Source organism: Bacillus basilensis, from assembly GCF_050630465.1.
GTDB lineage: Bacteria > Bacillota > Bacilli > Bacillales > Bacillaceae_G > Bacillus_A > Bacillus_A basilensis.
In genome coordinates this window covers 449635-468173 of the sequence record NZ_JBNTQO010000003.1, presented here as the reverse complement: position 1 = coordinate 468173, position 18539 = coordinate 449635, and the positions used below count along the sequence as shown (strand labels likewise).

Below are 18539 nucleotides of genomic sequence, written 5' to 3'. Positions count from 1 at the left end.
ATATAAATGTACGGTAACATCAAGAAAATAAGGCCAAAGAAATATTTGATACCTACCAAAATAACCAATAGGAATTTTGCACTTTAATTTTTCTGTCAATTCAGAAAAAAATATTTTGTCCCTAAACAAAAATTGTTAGCATGCAAAGTTTAAATACACTAGAACACCCAAATAAATGTAATGTCTTTTTAATCGATCATTAAAATATGAAAAAAAGAATTCTTCCTACAAAATTCAACTGATTAACTTAAAGACATCTAAATTACTACCTTAATTGCCCTCTATTGTTGACAACATATTTACCAACTATGAAAAAGAGCCTTACAAGGGTTCTTTTTTGTTATAATCATTCAAATTTCAACTCTATCTTGATACTTAGATTTCCACACAAATTACCTCTACTTTTTTACTCTCAATTATTAATTTCCATTCCAAATTTGTTTAAATTTGTGAATAAAATTCCCTCAACTAAAAATAATAAATACAACTAATCGTTATATATTAAAGAGGTGTCAATTTTGTCCTTAAATGAAGAGACCTTAGAAACTAAAACAGATAAAAACATTAAAAACATCCAAACAAGTAACTTAAAAGAACTTAAAAATACATTAAATAATATCTTTGATATTAGTGCAGATTTAATCGAACATCCTTTGCAATTAAAAACAACCACGAATATTTTACTATATTATTTTGAAGGCCTTACAGATGGTGTCGCTTTAAAAAGCAATGTTGTTACACCATTACTACAAGAAGTAAATGAAGACAGTCAAATATTTAATTCTAATATTATTGCTACTCATACCAAAATAGTATTTACATGGAATGAAATTAAAGAAGGATTACTTGAGGGTCAATGTGTTCTATTTATGGAAGGAGAAAAGCGGTCAATTCTAATAAATACAAAAGGCTGGGCAGAAAGAGCAATTCAAGAACCCATTTCAGAAGTTACTATTAAAGGCTCACATGATGGATTTATTGAGAATGCCACAAAAAATATAGGCTTAATTCGTCGATATCTTCCTTCAACAGAGTTAAAGATCAAAAAGCTGACGATTGGAGAACGAGCCACTTCAGTAGTTTATTTAATTTACTTAGGTGATGTAGCAAACGCAGATGTAGTCCAAGAAATAGAAACTAGAATCTGTAGAATTAAAACGGATGCAGTATTGAGTATTGGAGAACTATCTAATTATACAAAAGATCAAAATTGGACTCCTTTCCCACAAGCTTATTTAAGCGAACGCCCAGATGCCATTTCAAATCATATACTCGATGGAAAAGTAGCAGTGTTAATGGATAGATCCCCTGGTGCAATGATTGTTCCAATGAATTTAATTGGATTCTTTCAAACTCCAGATGATTATAATATTCATTGGCTCATTGCTTCATTTTTTCGCTTATTACGATTTGCAGGATTTATTATAGCTATTTTTTTACCGGCATTTTATATTGCTATAGTGTCTTTTCACTTTGAAATCATTCCTATAGATTTATACACTTCTATTGCAACGTCTAGAGTCAAAGTCCCTTTCTCTCCCTTATTAGAAGCTTTTATAATGGAAATCACACTAGAAATGCTACGTGAAGCTGGTATTCGCTTACCACAACCCATTGGACAAACCATAGGAATTGTTGGAGGGATTGTAATTGGACAGGCGGCTGTTCAAGCAGGTCTTGTGAGTAACGTTATGGTTATTATCGTATCTATTACAGCCATTGCATCATTTATTGTTTCTAATTATGATTTATCAAGTTCTATACGCCTTATTCGTTTTCCAATGATGTTATTGGCATACTTTTATGGGATTGTAGGTATCGTTAGTGGATTAATGCTCTTATTCGCTCATTTTGTTTCACTAACCTCCTATGGTTCACCATACGGATTGCCAATCGCGCCATTTCGGCTTCAAGAATTAAAAGATTCTTTTGTAAGATTTCCTATTTCTATGATTACCACCCGCTCGAGTACAGGACAGCCGAAACAAAAAAAGAAAAAAGAAGGTGGTTCGCATGGGGAATCTTAAATTCCAAAACATAACTTTATTTGAATTTATTATTTTCATTCATTCACTGCAACTTGCATCAGGTATGTTAATCATGCCAAGCCCACTTGCTACTACGGCTGGCACAGATGGCTGGATTTCTATCATTCTTGGCTGGATAACTACTTCTATAATCGGCGTATTTATTATATTATTGTTACAAAAAAATCCCAACAAAAATTTCTCACAAATCCTAAAAACGTACTTTGGTAAATGGATAGGGACAATTCTTTTTCTTTTATATGCCTTTTATCTATTTTTTGCTGGCTTTAATACTTTATTAAAGGCAACTGATATTGTAAAAGTGTGGATATTCCCTTCCACTCCTGCTTATCAAATCACCATATTATTACTATTTCCTTTTATTATTTTGGCCCTGAGTGGGTTAAGGGCTCTTACTAGTTATTCTATGCTTGTTTTCTTCTTCACTACTTGGATGCCACTATTTCTTCTTTTTTCACTAAAGACTAACTACAACCCTTTACACCTATTACCTATTTTTAAAGATGGATTATACCCTATTCTAAAGGCAACAAAAGAAACCATTACTCCTTATGCTGGCTTAGAACTTGCATATTATATATACCCGTTCTTACAAAAAAAACAAAAAGCCATAAAAGGACTACTAATTGCGAATACTGGAACCATGTTTTTCTATCTATATGTGACTATTCTTTCTTATATATACTTTAGTCCGGAGGGGATAAAAGACGTAATCTGGCCAGTATTTCATCTGTTAAAAGGGGTTCGTTTTTCTTTCATGGAACGATTAGAAATTATATATATCGCTTACTATTTAATTGTATTTTCCACTACGATATATCCGTATTTATTTTTCAGTTTTAAATCTGTGACCATTTCACTTCAAAAAAACGCGCGCAATTGGGCGCTGCTTGCTTTTATGTTATTTATAGTTGGCCTATTTATTTTCCTAAATCCCGATGTGGATCAATATTTGTTTATATATTCTCTTATGGATATCTTAAATGTCGTTTTCTTTATTCTATTACCAATCTTATTTTTCGCTTACAGTATTCTTTTTACTTGGATTACTAGGAGGAAACAACTTTGATTCGAAAATGGATATGGATTGTAATTTGTTGTGTATATTTAATTGGTTGTAGTCAGAGAATTCCTCTTGAGAAGGTTTCATTAATCCTGTTAATTGGCTTGGATAGAACCCCTAATGGAGACATAAAAGTTGGAACAAGCATACCACACTTTCATCATAAACAGCCAAAAAGCACTATAGAACATTGGACACAAGCATCTACTGTATATACTGGATTCAGTAAAATAGATACGAAGTTAACTGGCTTTATGACAGCTTCCAAAGCTGAAATCATTTTAATTGGGAAAAAATTGGCGCAAGAAGCAAATTGGTTGCAGGAGCTTGATTCCTCTTATCGTGATCCTTACGCTACCATTAATGCTAAAGTAGTACTTGTAGATGGACCTGCAGAAGAAATTTTTAAAATTCACAAGCCTAGTAAACCATCACTTTCATCTTATATAAATGGTGTAATCGAATCGTCAATTCAAAATAACCAATCCGTCTCTTCTACAATTCAACAATTAATGAGAGAACAAAATGAAGAAGGAATGACGCAAACTGTTCCAATTATCAAAAAAACAAAGAATGAAATCGACACAGTAGGAATTGCATTTTTAAATCGCCGAGGGAAATACTTAACTCATATCCCTAAAAAAAATGTTAAATTTTTCAATATTATAAATAAGCCAAAAAGTAACGGCCGAATGATACTACACCTTGCGATTCCTCCTAAAAAATCCAACAAAAAGACAAACACATCTATCTTCGTACAGAACGCGACAAGGAAGGTAGATGTTAATTATCAAAACGGAAAGTTTGTATTTAATTTCAATATATATGCTAATGTAGCTTTAATAGAAAAAACCAATGCGAATTTAATTAAGGGGCACTATGATAATAAAAAAAATATAAATAATTTAAAAAGTGCTATTCAAAAAGAAATTAATGATAATTTACAAAATATATTAAATGAAATACAGCAGAATAAAATTGATCCAATTGGATTATCCCTATATGCTAGAGCTTTTCAATATAAAGAGTGGAAAAAAGTAAAAGGAGATTGGTTGCAAGCGTTAGCAGAGGCTAAAATAAATGTAAAGACACACATCAAAATAAAAGATACTGGGACCATTAGAAATTAGTCTAGCATTTATCAGTGGAATTTCCCCTCTTCAATAATTATTTTGTAAAGGATGCTAACTCAAAATTTTTCCGTTCTTTTAAAAGGGAAAACCATTCAACTAGGGTAATCAAGTTCCAGTCTCTAATTTAACGAATTTATCGAAATGGCAATATTTTCTTTCGAACTAAAATTTATTTATTAAACATCTCATTATATAAAATGGAGTATTGGCATTTTATATGAGGTCAAGTAGCATTAGAAAAGGCAGGATAAAAATATTAAATTTGATGCCATTCTCCACGTGAATTTAAGCCTTGCACTTATGAATATATGGTTGAGCGATTGATATGTTGTGCTGAAATGTGAATATACCTTAAAAAGGAGCTCTCTTTATCAAGAGAGCTCCTTTTCTTATTTCTTCTTCTTTTCTGTTGGTTGGCTTTGTTTAGCGAAATTTGATGAATCATTGAAATTCGGTTGCTTTTTACCAGCATTATTACTTCTACCTTTTCCCATATGTAATGCACCTCCCCTCATCCTTACTATTCCCAATAATAAAATCCTCTTACATCCAAGAGAATTTTATATTGGGCTCTTATTAATAATGCCCAACTGTGCTCATAGTACTTCAAACACTTCCAGCCCATTCCCCGTTGCCTGTAATACATTCTCCCATACGCTCAAATCTTTTCTTAATTCACTGTTCAATTTTTTTAAAGGTGTACTCCCAATCGCAGCAATAATTGTCCCTACTGCAACAAACCAAGCGTCAACTATCTCCTTAATCGGATCATCCATTCTCCATCTATCCCGTCATTAAATTAGTACTTACAGAATATGAATCGACACATCTTCATGTTAATGACCTGCTTCTCTCTCTTCTGAATAAAAATCAATAATCCGTCAATACTGTAGAAACATGGTTATCTTTCTCCGATTTCTTTATATGAGCAGTTAGCTTTTGCTAGCTGTTCTTTGTTTGTAAAAAGCACACAATTAACTGAACGCACATATAATAATCTACGTTCCTTTCTTTTTAAAATAGTCGTTACAAAATGAATCTCGTCACGAGAGCACTTTCCCAAGTGCTCTTACATTTACATATCAAATAGCATTTTAATTATTTTCGAGGGCGGATTTTATTATTTTGTACAAGCACTATTTCCTTTTGTTTAATAAAATATATAGACATCTTAAAGAAAGGAGAACAACATAAGTATGGCTGATTATTATTATAAATACGGTAAAAAACACTATAAAAATCGTTCGCAGTCTCACCAGCAAAAAAAGAACTGTTTCATTGAAACCCACACGGTTGCTGGATCAAATAGAATGTTAGATATTATCATACCAGCTAACACTTCAAGAGTTGTCTTTGAAGATTCTACTAATAATCATAATAAAACATTACTTCAATTTCGTGTTCCTGGTACTTCTACTCCCGTTGTAGTAACTATTCGTACAAGAAATTCTCGTATACCAATTACCGCTACAATAACTACAGGTGAAACAAGGATTCTTCAAGTAGAAAATTTTGAAAGCCTCACTATCACAAATAATACTAATATAAATAGCGACATTGGTGTTTTTATCCAAAAAACTTTTTGCATCTGCTGTAATGACCACAATGATTATTATAAAGAACCATCTCGTTCTTTAAACCAAAAAGGTAACTGTTTTATCGAGACCCATACCATAGCTGCTTCAGGAACCCCCTCTACTGGAAATGTACCTCTAACTATTATCGTCCCTCCCAACACTTCAAGAACGGTTTTTGAAGATTTTACTAGTAATCATAACAAAACATTACTTCAGATATCTGTTCCTAACGATTCCAGTTCTATTGAAGTAACTATTCGTACCAGAGGTTCTAGCAGACCAATAACGGCTACAATAGTTCCAAATGAAATAAGGATTTTTCAAGTAGAAGATTTCCAAAATCTCACTTTAACAAACAATTCCGATATCCTTGATTTCATTGATATATTTATCCAAAAGACGTTTTGTATTTGCTGCAATGATCAGAGCAATCCTTGCGATGAATGTTGCGATAAAAACGATCACGATTTTGAGTGTTAGATTAACTGCCAAAAGAATCCTTTATATAAAGGATTCTTTTTCTTTTACACCAATAGCATTCAAGTGTTCACCATTCACGTAATTACTTATCTACCATTCCCCTTTACAAATCCTATCTCTTAAACCACTCTTATCTTTATAAAATAAACAAATTTTATTAATCCCATTTTTTGAAATTTATAGAGCTTTTTTATTTTCCCTATCTTATAAAATAACAATTTTGTTTAAAAGTTACACAGATAGAAAAATACATTCAATAATGCGCACCTTTTATCTATATAAATCTTGGTTTAAAGTAATAAATATTTAGCCAGATACTGTTTATAAACAAAAGATTAATAATTCCGACTGTTATTAGCATTAGATTGATAACATATACCGAACAGATAACTTAAATTTTAAGTACATTCGACAACAATTAATTGTTTTCTGAATATTATTAAAAAAATGTAAAATCACTTCATTTTCCCTTCTGTTTTGCTATGATAGTTACAATTAAATTGGATTAGGATATTTCTATAGGATGGGGGAGTATATAATGAGTGTTTCATTAAAGAGAAATGAATAATTAACCTCTCTATTGAACGACTGGTATCGATCTATGCTATCTCAACAAGTTATAAAAGCTACTAATCTGAAAAAGAACATTGATGGAAAAATTAATAAGTTAAGCATTGAATCGAATCAAGAACGTCAAAATCAAAATTTGTTACTTTATTACTCACTACTTGAATTTCGCTACACAGTCTTAACAGATAGCCTCCGTATTCAACAAAATAGTTTTGATGCTATTAGTGATTATGATATGCCTACAGACCATTTTCTACGCTTCTATTATCACTTTTTTAAATCCATTCATTCCACTTTTATATCAAGTTTTACTGAGGCAGAGGAACATTATAAACTGGCAGAAAAGATATTAGTAGACATTCCAGATGAAATTGAACACGCTGAATTATTTGCCACAAAATGTAGACAATTAGAGAACCACCAAAAGGTAAGTGACTATTTCTATATTTGTTACCAAGCCAGACGAAAATCAATTGAAAAAGGAGTGTTAAAATAATGAAAAAAATCAGCCTATTATTATCAGGTATTGCTTTTATTGGGGTTCTAACGGTGGGAATTTCTCAGTTTTATAAAACAGATCAGCTTGCAACCCATGGACATTATCCGGCTCCTTCATATAGTGTTGGCGATCATAGTGGTGCACCACAACAAACTTAATGTAAGTGTATGTAAAGCCCATCCATTTGTTAATTTTCATCTTAATAAACGTTTTAGCTATAAGTATTAAAAATAAAATATTTATAAGGCAGTTTATCATCAGCTCATATTTTAGAATGTATACTGCCATTATACAAGCAACGATATTAGTCGCAATGCCCAAGGCAACCATGGCTCCCCAAATCCTGTCCGAAAGTCCCACTCCTTATTCAGTCCCTTCCTAAAAAAACATTCTTTTCCTTAATTCGTTCCTACACCCTATTCAAGATATGCTGTATTATCCTTGTCTGATGAATATCTATTTATCTTTTCATATAGAGTAAACAAAATTTTCACTCATAATTTTTTCTTTATCAGGCAAACTAAGTTTAAGCCGTTTGAACTAGCGGCTTCACTCTTCTGGTAATGGGTAGTAATTTATAGTAATTGACTAACTCATTCAGTCCATTGGCACTGGCAGGCGACAAAATTGTTGTCTGCCATTTTCATGTATACTTTATCTAATTTCATTCCAAACCATACGTTCGCTTTGCTGATTTTGAATAAGTAAAAAAGAAAAAGCTCAGTCCACTTTTAGTATAGAGCTTTTTCTTTTTACATATACTATTTTTGAGCCTTTTTACCAATACGTGTCCTATTGGTGTCTTAAATTCCTCCTAAAAAGGGCGGCAGATACGACTGCATGCCCTTTTTTATTTATATTGCTGTTCTATATCCACAATAAACCAAATGAAAACTAAAAATGCACTATTACATATCTGTTCATTCCAGATTATGTTAAAATTTCTTATGTTGTTTATTTCATAGTCGAATTATGGTTTCGTATCTAATTCAACAATATGTGAGCTGTATACCAAAAGAAAAGACACCCAAAAGGTGTCTTTTCTTCTTTTAATCTAAAAAACATTTTTCTTTTTCAGGAAGATTTATTATCTCACTAACCTAAACCTCTAATTCAAAGACCTTTTGATCACGGTGCTCAAAAGGTTTCATCTATATTAACATGTAAATAGTTCACTTCCTAATTGATTGGTTGGCTGCCAATGCATCATTCGATGGGGTTATCATCATTATCATTAGAACCATCGGTAACACCATTAAAACTAACTTTTTAAAGATCTTATTACCATTTGCATGAGCTATGAACCTCTTCATTCTCATTCCTCCCTTAATATATAGCACTCATATACATCACACTAAATATGTAAAATATTATAATGAAATAAAGTCTTTATCAACAAATACCTTATTATTCTTTTTCTTTTTTCTCAAATCTATAGCACCTAAACATCACTCAGTCCTCAAACATATTTTTAAAATTAATTTCACTTTATATTAAATAAAAGCCAAATAGCCGTTCATAATGAACGACTATTAAGCATCTAACTAAAAATTCGAATATTTTTCATGTTAATCTATTTTGTTTAATCCCGTTGAAGTAACTTGATAGATTCTTTTTTTGCCTATATATTCTTGTTTATTATTCTCAAGGTTAGTAAGTGTAGCCCGAGTCTTTTCATTCACTGCTTCCCCTTCTATATGGGTAAACTCAATATAATCTCCCACTTTGACTGGCACAGTTTGGCTTTCAGCAGTTTGCTGTCTATTTCCCACTATTTCCTTATTGTACACAACACTACCGGATGAATTCTGTACTTTGATACTCGCATACGTATTATTAAAATAAGAATGTGGTACGCCTGCTTCTAAATTCACCTGCATTTTCTCTGTTACCCTATTATAATTTACTTTTGCAATTTCTCTATCACTATATCCTTTTAAAGACCAACTAAATTGATTTCCATCTAAAACTGTTGTTTCTGGCATTTTCTCTACTTTCTTCAGGCCTTCTTTTGTAACTTCGTACATTGCTTTTTTTCCAAAACTCTCTTGTTTACTATTATCTATATTTATGAGAGTAGCTCTATGCACACCTTCTAAATGTTTTAACTCGATATAATCTCCTGCTTTGACTGGTACCTTTGGTGATTCAGCATTTTGCTGTTTGTTTCCATAAATATCTTTCTTGTATACTACTTTCCCCGATGCATTTTGTACTTTAATACTCGCGTATGTTTCATTAAAATAATGATGCGGTATGCCTGCTTTTAAGTCGATTTGCATTTCTTCTGTCGACTTATTGAAATTGATTTTAGCAAACTCGAAATCACTGATTCCTTTTAGCGACCATGCAAATTGATTTCCATCCAAAATTGTTGCTTCCGGCATTTTTTCTACTTTCTTTAAACCTTCTTTTGTAATTTCGTATATGGCTTTTTTTCCAAAACTCTCTTGTTTACTATTATCGACATTTGTGAAAGTAGCTCTATGCACACCCTCTAGATGTGTTAACTCGATATAATCTCCTACTTTGACTGGAACCTTTTGCGATTCAGCATTTTGTTGTTTGTTACCATAAATATCTTTCTTGTATACTACTTTACCTGATGCATTTTGTACTTTAATACTCGCGTATGTTTCATTAAAATAATGATGTGGTATGCCTGCCTTTAAATCAACTTTCACTTCTTCTGTCGACTTATTGAGATTGATTTCAGCAAACTCAAAATCGCTAATTCCTTTTAGTGACCATGCAAACTGCTTTCCTTCTAAAATATTAGAAGAGTTCGGTATATCTGGATTAAAACCTAAGTTATCTAATATAGATTTTAGATCAGGTAAAACACCTATTCTATCATTCCATGGATCTTGAGATTTTGTTCCTGTATTTGGATTACTTAAGATATTTCTTAATTCGGCTGGTGTATAAAGAGAACCTCGGTGTTCTTTAGCAATACCTTGAATCGAAGTTGCTGCCCCAGCAATAATTGGTGAAGCACTTGATGTTCCACTAAATGTTGATGTATATAAATTTGTAGTATTTTGACTCGGATTTGCAGATGTTGTATCAACATTTTCTCCCCATCCATATACATCTAATCGGCTTCCATAATTTGAAAACCATAAACGTTTATGTGGAACAGTTGATGATCCCGCCCCAACCATAATAGCACCTGAATCCTTAAAGTCTGGACTATTTCGATTTAAGATTTTTTTTCCATTACGATCTTTAAAATTATCTAAGTCGTTTGAACCATTTGCTCCAGCTTCTATAATAATAATCCCTTTATCTGTACCAACACGAATCGCATCAAAAATATCTGGATGTACTTCTACAGGTAAATATTTCTCCCCATACCCATCATACGAAGCTTGTGCCTCTAATAAAAGAATATCCCCTGCTTGTAAATTATGTACAGCACTTAAAATGGCATCCGCTGTATTATAAATTCCATTATCCCTGATTTGGGATATTACTTTTACATTTGCTCTTGGTGCAATTCCAATATTTCCAATTTGATTATCTTCGGATGAAATAATTCCTAATACAGAAGTACCATGAGCTCTATGCTGACTTATATTTTGTCCAGACATAAGCTTTATATTTTTATTGACTAAATCCTCATGGTTCAATAACCATCCATATTCCATATCCACAAAAGTAGTACCCTTTCCGTCACCACCTTTAATGCTCCAAGCATGCGAGGCATTAATTCCCTTTGGTGCCGCTTCAAGATAACCTTGATTTTTAAATCTAGGATCATCGTACGGATTAACAGATAAATCTGGTAACTGTTGTATTTCAGGGGGAGTCAAAATTTGTTTTTCTTGTATATAAGCTTCCTCTACAAGAGGTGATGTTTCAAATTTTTTCAGTAATAATTCTATTTCTATGTTATTAGGAGCTTGTACAATATAATAATTTAATAAATTGTTAGCTGATTGATTAGCAAATGATTTAGAGTGTAATGATAGCTTTTCAATCTCTTTCGGATTTACGGATGAGAACAGACGATTCAAAGTAAGTTCCGTATTTTCGGAAAATAACTGCTTTAAATTGTTATCATAATTCCCATTTTTTATTCGTTTCTCAATACCATCTTCATAAGGGAAGTCAATTTCATTTTTAAACTTTACAATTAATTGTTCTTCCTGTGAATCTCTTTTATTAGAATCTGTTTCTTTGTATGTGACATTATATGATTCCGCGTAAACTTTATTATGAATTTTATCATTTTGTAGTAGTAGATCTGTTCCTACAAATGTTGTCATTGCAATTGATGAAATTAGAAAACCTTTGAATATGTTCATACTATACCCGCCAATCTATTTTCTCTTGAGCATTTTTTAATGCGTATAATAGTTAAGATTTATATATATTATATAAATCAATAATTTAAGTTTTGTATTGAAACCTATGATTTTATTAATAATCCCATAGAGGTAATCTGATATATTCTTTTCTTTCCTATATATTCCTGTTTACTATTCTCAAGATTAGTAAGTGTGGCGCGTGTCTTTTCCTTTTGTGCTTCTCCCTCTATATGAGTAAACTCAATATAATCTCCTACTTTGACTGGAACGGTTTGGCTTTCAGCAGCTTGTTGTCTATTTCCTATAATTTCTTTATTGTACAAAATATTACCGGATGAATTCTGGACTTTAATGCTTGCATACGTACTAGTAAAATAGGAATGGGGTACTCCCGCTTCTAATTTAATCTGCATTTTTTCTGTTGCTTTGTTATACTCTACTTTTGCGATTTCTCGATCATTATATCCCTTTAAAGACCATGCAAATTGATTTCCATCTAAAACTGTTGTTTCTGGCATTTTCTCTACTTTCTTCAGGCCTTCTTTTGTAACTTGATACCTGGCTGTCTTTCCAATCGTTTCATTTTTGTTATTTTCAAGGTTAGTTAAGGTTGCTCGCGTTTTCTCCTTTGTTGCTTCTCCTTCTATATGGGTAAATTCAATGTAATCCCCTACCTTGACTGGCACAGTTTGGCTTTCAGCATTTTGTTGTTTATTTCCCACGATTTCCTTATTGTACAGAACATTTCCAGAAGAATTCTGGACCTTAATACTCGCATACGTACTAGCAAAATAGGAATGTGGTATACCTGCTTCTAGTTTTATCTTCATCCCTTCTGCCGTTTTATCGTAATCTACTTTTGCAATTTCTCTATCACTATATCCTTTTAATGACCATGCAAATTGATTTCCATCTAAGATTGTTGCTTCTGGCATTTTTTCTACTTTCTTCAGACCTTCTTTTGTAACTTCGTATATGGCTTTTTTTCCAAAGCTCTCTTGCTTACTATTATCGACATTTGTGAAAGTAGCTCTATGCACACCCTCTAGATGTGTTAACTCGATATAATCTCCTACTTTGACTGGTACCTTTTGTGATTCAGCATTTTGCTGTTTGTTTCCATAAATATCTTTGGTATAGATCACTTTACCTGATGTATTTTGCACTTTAATACTCGCATATGTACTATCAAAATAGTCATGTGGTACACCTGCTTTTAGATCAATTTGCATTTCTTCTGTTGATTTATTTAAATTTACTTTCGCAAATTCAAAGTCTCCAATCCCTTTCAGCGACCATGCAAATTCGTTACCTTCAAAAATGTTTGGAGATTCATTTTTGATTTGTACCTTTTTCTCAACAGTTTGATCAAATAAATCCGTTAATACAATTTTTGCATAAGCATTTGTTGATAATGATATAGATTGACTGATTCTATTTTGATAAGATTTAATATCATCAATTACGTTAATAGGTTGGCCCGTCATATTTTCATTGTTATAAATTTCAATTTTCCCCTTAAATTGCGGTGTACTATTTTCTTTTAGTTTCCAAGATACATTTAATTTTTCATTTTCATAATATATAGATTGGATATCAAAATCTAGTTTTCCTATTTCAGGTTGAGTAGGTTGATTTAGCGTGAATATTTTTCCTGATCCAATGGTAGACTGCGTATTACCTCCTGCTTTGACCCATACATATTCTGAAGTGGCTCCTCCATCATATTGATAAGTATTATCATGCGCCCCTGAAATATTTTGATTATTCCAAGAATTCCATTGTTTATCTACTAACTTTCGGCTATAACCATTTTTCAGGCGCGCTTCTCGAACATTCTGTCCACTATCAGCCCAGTCTTCTTGAAACATTCCTAATCCATGATTAAATGCAACATTAGCGACAGGAAAATCCATAATTGCAATTTGATGCCATTTATTATTTGTTACATCTTTCAGCCATTGTCCAAATTTAGTATGACCATTTTCTTGCCATGAACGCATTGTCATTCTGTACCAATTGTAGTCTTTCCAACCATAAGTTGTTTGAACCTTCATTCCTGTTCCTTCTCCTCCAAAGGGTCCAGCTTGCGAATTCGGAGATAAGTATTCGGCCTTTATTGCTTCTTTAGAGGAAATTGGATCCCATAAAGCAAAATGTAAAGTACGTTTTCCATTTTCATCAAACCCACTTTGTTGTTGAAAACCAGCATATCCTCCAGCTTCACCACCTGCATTCCAGTTGTGTACAGCCCAGTACGTATAAGGTGGAGTCTGAACTGGTGACCAGTCTATACTAATAATATCTGAGGCAGGTATATTTTGGGGACTGACATAAACTGCTGGAGCAGCTGAATGTGTTGCAGCTTTAGTGTGCGAAATAGACGTTCCAAACATAGGAAACATGCTACATGCTGCGGTAATTATAATAACTTTATTAAATCTTTTCTTTTCTTTCTGAATAATCACTAATCTTCTTCCTTTTCTAATTTTAATTTTTGAATAATAACTTAATAGAGAAATCTATCAAAATTCAAGCAACATCCAGTAATTCTTTAAAATACTGCCCCAATTTATGTTGTTCTATCTTCACATCTGATTCTTACATATTACTTGATTGTAAGTGGTTTCCATAACGCTACTGCAAATATCCAATTCGGGTCACCATTTCCTTGATGATTTTGAACAGCTTCATACACTTTCCCTTGATGTTCTACTTTGTCTCCCTTTGTATACGCCTTCTTTGGATCCCATTTCTCATAAGATGCATTTTGATCTTTTGTTTTTACCGGAAGAATGTTACTTTGAATTGATGTATTTCCAGCTGCATCTACAGCCTTCACTGCATATTTATATTCCTTATTAACTGTTAAGTTCTGATTAGTAAACGTCGTTCCTTGTACTGTTTGAATCAATTGTCCATCGCGTAATACCTGATATTCTTTTACACCTACATTATCTGTAGAAGGATTCCATTTTAGCTCTACACTGTTAGAAGTAAGGTTGCTTGCATATAATTCTTGTGGCTGTGTCGGAGCCTCTGTATCTGGTTTCGGATTAACAATTTGATTTACTTTTTTCAGACCATCCTTTGTAACTTCGTATATGGCTTTTTTTCCAAAGCTCTCTTGTTTACTATTATCGACATTCATAAAAGTAGCTCTATGCACACCTTCTAAATGTGTTAACTCGATATAATCTCCTGCTTTGACTGGTACCTTTGGTGATTCAGCATTTTGCTGTTTGTTTCCATAAATATCTTTCTTGTATACTACTTTCCCCGATGCATTTTGTACTTTAATACTCGCATATGTTTCATTAAAATAATGATGCGGTACGCCTGCTTTTAAGTCCACTTGCATTTCTTCAGCCGACTTATTGAAATTGATTTTAGCAAACTCGAAATCACTTATTCCTTTTAGTGACCATGCAAACTGGCTTCCTTCTAAAATATTATTTGCATTAGGCACATCTGGTTTAATCGGATTAGAATCCGTCCCCTTCCAAATCTCTGCTGTTAAAATTGGATATCCTAATGCATTCACTTTTTGAATGGTATCGTTATTTGGACGTAATCCCCACTTCTCAAAGAAAGGAATCAAATTTTGTTTGGCTACTTTTGATGCTGAGATCATAAATAATTGTTTTTTATTTTCATCAGTTTGTGGAAGTTCATTAGAAGGCATATCTCTATACAATTGATGCAATTTAGGATAGAAGTCTTCTCCATATGCTAACTGTAGTTGCCAGAGCATAACGAGCTTAACAAAAACATCACTAACTTCGTCATAATTTTTATTAGGTTGTTCTAAGTATTGAAATGCCTTAGTATAAGCGCCCTCTTGTTGCAATCTAAAAGGTTGATTAGATGTAAATGCTTTTTCTACAGAAAGGCTGTAAATATTATTTTGTACTTCTGTCATATTATAAAATTTCCAAGGTGATTGCTGTCTCAAATGCCCTGCCTCATGCCATGGACCCCAACCATCTTTTATAAATTTATTAATATCCAACACGTATTGGATTGCATCTCCTACATATGCAGTTCGATAAGAAGTCGCATACATATAATAATCTGGCGAATGATTTTCTTCTACGTAATGAATATAATGCTTGTCTACTTGTTCTTCGGATAATCCAGCTACCTTGTCTTGAACTCGAGTAGCTTCATCCATCTTTTTTAAGAGTTGTACAGGATCTGTATTAGAACCTAGCAAATATTTCTTAACACGTGCAGGGCTGGCCGTAATTAATACACGTTCTCCTTTTAGCTCCACTGCATGTGCATTTGGATATTGGTTCAGCATTTCTATTAAATCTTGTTTTGTATGCTTGCCTAGTTCAAAGAGAGGAGTAGTCGTTCCACCAGTTGTGACCGTTGTTCGAATGGTACCACCTTGTTGTTTATTGTAAAAATAAATCATTCCTCCATTTGGCGATTGGATTGTGTTTATACCTGGTTTTAATGTAAATGATTTTATTTTAGAATCTTCTCTCCAAGAAGCATCATACGAATACGTTCCAATATATGCTTGAATATTTTGATTTCCTTCTACATTAATCGTTATTTGTTCATTTGGCTTTGCATATAAACCAGTCGGTTCATATGGACTAAATGCCATACTTTTTCTTTCCTGTTGTTTCAGTACCTCAACATCCCCTTTTCCTGGGACTGTATACGTTCTGTTTTCTGATTTAACTGAATTTTCATCTTGAAGTGATGTCGATATTTTATTTGGCTGCTGCGGTTCCTCTGCAATGATATCTGTTGTAGAAATCATTCCAGTTGCAAGCATAGTTACTGTAGCGGTGGCTGCAAGTATTTTTCTCGTTTTATATTTTGAATTATTCCCCATATTTTCTCCCTCATTTTTCCTTAATGCACTTAAGGATTTTTGTTTTTTTATGTTTTTACAACCCAAGCTATTCATGCTATCTATGTTGTATCTTTTAATCTATTTTTTCTCATAATAATCTCCTTTTCTTTATTTATCATTGTATACAAATACTATTTGATGACACATTAAATAACAACTTTACGATAAACTCATCAATAACAAACTATTATGTTTTGATTCAACACCCATAACTTCCATCTAATTGTATAAATGTATTCATTCGGCGAAATAAGTAAATAAATTTCAACATTTAAAGCTTATAATCTAGCGAAAAATTCATAAAAGTTTTTTAACTTCAATGGTTTAAATAATTGCAACCACATTTATTTAAACTTCCTTAGCTTTTTTCTAAACTATTCTCTAAGAATCTTGTTGTTTTTTGTATATAAACCTGGTTGCTACTCTATATGTAAAAGAAAGACGGAATCTTTAATATAACTCCGCTTTTTTAATATAAAAAGCACCTAATTCTATTTGAATTAGATGCTTACATTTAGTTCTTAAACCAAGCATTCTAAACTACTTATGCCCCTGTAAATCTTTTTTTATTACATCCCAGAGTGAATTATCTTGGCGTATCGGTTTACCCTCTTCGTCCCATTTTATTTTTCCTGTTCCTAATTCATAATTCATTCCTGTCCATGTATCTTCACGAAATGCATAGAATGATTTATGCCAACCTTTTTGATTGAAGATAGAAATGAGATCTTGCATGTATTGGGTAGCTCCTGGAACAGTACGGTTAATTCCAAATTCCTCTGCAATAATTCGATTAGATGGTACATGATTTTTCTTAGACCATTGTTGAATCGGCTTTAAAAATTTCTCTAATCCCTGTTTATTCCACATTACAGGTTTCTCTAAATCCCCTACGTTTACTAGTCCTGGATATTGATATTCCTTGTTTTGTTTTTCACCTTGACTCGTTAATTCATATGGTTCATACATATGAAATGCGTATAGTGTTTTTTTATCCTCTACTGGGTTTAAATATTTAAAAGCCCATGGAGTAGCATATAAACCTGAATCTAAAATAACCGGTGTTTCTTTGTCCACTTCACGAATAGAGTTAATCACCTTTTCATAGAATCTGTTTAAATCCGCTGTTGTTCCTTTCACTTTTTTATACCATTTCTCGTAATCTTCCGTCCAAAAATCATTATATCTATTATTTTTAGCTGTTTCTGGATGCGGTTCATTTATAATATTATAACCAACCACTGCGGGGTGATCTTTTAGTTCCAAAGCAAGGTCTTTCCAAAATTGACTTGCTTGTTCTTGATACTTCTCTTCTTCCCATATTCTGTCGTCATTCTTGTTATTATTAAATTGGCGCCATCGATCACCAGGCAAGGATAACATTGTAAGAACAACTTTCATTCCCTGCGATTGTGCGGCATCTAAATCTGCTTTTAATTTTTCTAAATCCTCTTTTACTAATCCCTGATAGTTATCTGCATTACCTATCAGAAAATCCTTTCCAGAGGTATCTGGTTTATCTTCAAATAAAAAATCTTTATCCTTTGTCCATTTATCAGGTGCTAAACGAACATATTCAATATTAGCTTCTTTTGCACTTTTATAGTTCTCAGGTAATGACGTACTATTCATGAAATTAGTGCCCTTCCTTTTTGAATCCCAAAAACTAATTTTTGAATCGCTCTTGTAATAGGTATCAGCTCTTACATTCATTTCCTGTACTCCAAAATTCATCATGCCCAATAACGCAACAATTGGCAAAATTTTTTTCACAACTTTTCCTACTTTCTCTTTATATTTTACACACATAACATACCTTTGTTTTGTTACAGGAATATGGCAATTTCCCAAAAATACCTTTTATGTTTTTAAAACGGAAGGTCATTCACTCATAAATAAAAAAGAAATAATTAGGAAGTTGCTTCATTTTCTAAAAAACAAAAAAGGAATCCTTTATGGATTCCTTTTTGACTTGCACTC

9 protein-coding genes and 4 pseudogenes are annotated in these 18539 nt (G+C 32.5%); 6 read left to right on the top strand and 7 right to left on the bottom strand.

From position 1 onward, the window contains the following. Nucleotides 1-518: 518 nt before the first annotated feature. Genes ACQVV1_RS08915 through ACQVV1_RS08905 form a run of 3 tightly spaced genes read left to right on the top strand, consistent with a single transcriptional unit; the run spans nucleotide 519 to nucleotide 4241 of the window. The gene (locus tag ACQVV1_RS08915) at nucleotides 519-2027 is read left to right on the top strand and encodes a spore germination protein (RefSeq protein ID WP_309259091.1); all 1509 of its coding nucleotides are present in this window, start codon (nucleotides 519-521) and stop codon (nucleotides 2025-2027) included. Beyond that, nucleotides 2014-3117 carry a GerAB/ArcD/ProY family transporter gene (locus ACQVV1_RS08910; protein ID WP_242254450.1) on the top strand — a complete coding sequence of 368 codons (1104 nt, stop codon included), beginning with the start codon at nucleotides 2014-2016 and terminating at the stop codon, nucleotides 3115-3117. The genes ACQVV1_RS08915 and ACQVV1_RS08910 overlap by 14 nt, the downstream gene beginning before the upstream one ends. Next, nucleotides 3114-4241, top strand: coding sequence for a Ger(x)C family spore germination protein (locus tag ACQVV1_RS08905; protein WP_431168772.1), 1128 nt, complete (start codon nucleotides 3114-3116; stop codon nucleotides 4239-4241). The genes ACQVV1_RS08910 and ACQVV1_RS08905 overlap by 4 nt, the downstream gene beginning before the upstream one ends. Nucleotides 4242-4858: 617 nt before the next feature. Here the strand turns inward: ACQVV1_RS08905 and ACQVV1_RS08900 are convergent. Next, nucleotides 4859-5020 (bottom strand): annotated as a pseudogene (locus tag ACQVV1_RS08900) (DUF6944 family repetitive protein); the annotation flags it as partial. Between the two features lie 420 nt (nucleotides 5021-5440). Between ACQVV1_RS08900 and ACQVV1_RS08895 the strand changes: the two are divergent. From ACQVV1_RS08895 to ACQVV1_RS08885, 3 genes and pseudogenes are all read left to right on the top strand, one after another. Beyond that, nucleotides 5441-6301, top strand: a complete 861-nt coding sequence (locus tag ACQVV1_RS08895; protein ID WP_309259093.1) for an exosporium protein D — start codon at nucleotides 5441-5443, stop codon at nucleotides 6299-6301. A 580-nt stretch (nucleotides 6302-6881) separates the two neighbouring features. Further along, nucleotides 6882-7262: pseudogene (locus ACQVV1_RS08890) on the top strand (response regulator aspartate phosphatase); the annotation flags it as partial. Between the two features lie 104 nt (nucleotides 7263-7366). Continuing rightward, the gene (locus tag ACQVV1_RS08885) at nucleotides 7367-7528 is read left to right on the top strand and encodes a hypothetical protein (protein WP_309259094.1); all 162 of its coding nucleotides are present in this window, start codon (nucleotides 7367-7369) and stop codon (nucleotides 7526-7528) included. Here the strand turns inward: ACQVV1_RS08885 and ACQVV1_RS08880 are convergent. From ACQVV1_RS08880 to ACQVV1_RS08855, 6 genes and pseudogenes are all read right to left on the bottom strand, one after another. Beyond that, nucleotides 7500-7730, bottom strand: a pseudogene (locus tag ACQVV1_RS08880) (hypothetical protein); the annotation flags it as partial. The gene ACQVV1_RS08885 and the pseudogene ACQVV1_RS08880 sit on opposite strands and share 29 nt — an antisense overlap. Nucleotides 7731-8554: 824 nt before the next feature. Further along, nucleotides 8555-8683, bottom strand: a pseudogene (locus ACQVV1_RS08875) (fascin domain-containing protein); the annotation flags it as partial. A gap of 255 nt (nucleotides 8684-8938) precedes the next feature. After that, nucleotides 8939-11680 carry a putative mucin/carbohydrate-binding domain-containing protein gene (locus tag ACQVV1_RS08870; RefSeq protein WP_431168771.1) on the bottom strand — a complete coding sequence of 914 codons (2742 nt, stop codon included), beginning with the start codon at nucleotides 11678-11680 and terminating at the stop codon, nucleotides 8939-8941. 104 nt (nucleotides 11681-11784) lie between these two features. Then, a complete protein-coding gene (locus ACQVV1_RS08865; protein ID WP_431168770.1) occupies nucleotides 11785-14151 on the bottom strand; it encodes a putative mucin/carbohydrate-binding domain-containing protein in 2367 nt (788 codons plus the stop codon). A 140-nt stretch (nucleotides 14152-14291) separates the two neighbouring features. Continuing rightward, nucleotides 14292-16538 carry a M60 family metallopeptidase gene (locus ACQVV1_RS08860; protein ID WP_431168769.1) on the bottom strand — a complete coding sequence of 749 codons (2247 nt, stop codon included), beginning with the start codon at nucleotides 16536-16538 and terminating at the stop codon, nucleotides 14292-14294. 561 nt (nucleotides 16539-17099) lie between these two features. Next, entirely contained in the window at nucleotides 17100-18368 is a 1269-nt protein-coding gene (locus ACQVV1_RS08855; protein ID WP_242254459.1) for a glycoside hydrolase family 5 protein, read from the bottom strand. Nucleotides 18369-18539 lie beyond the last annotated feature (171 nt).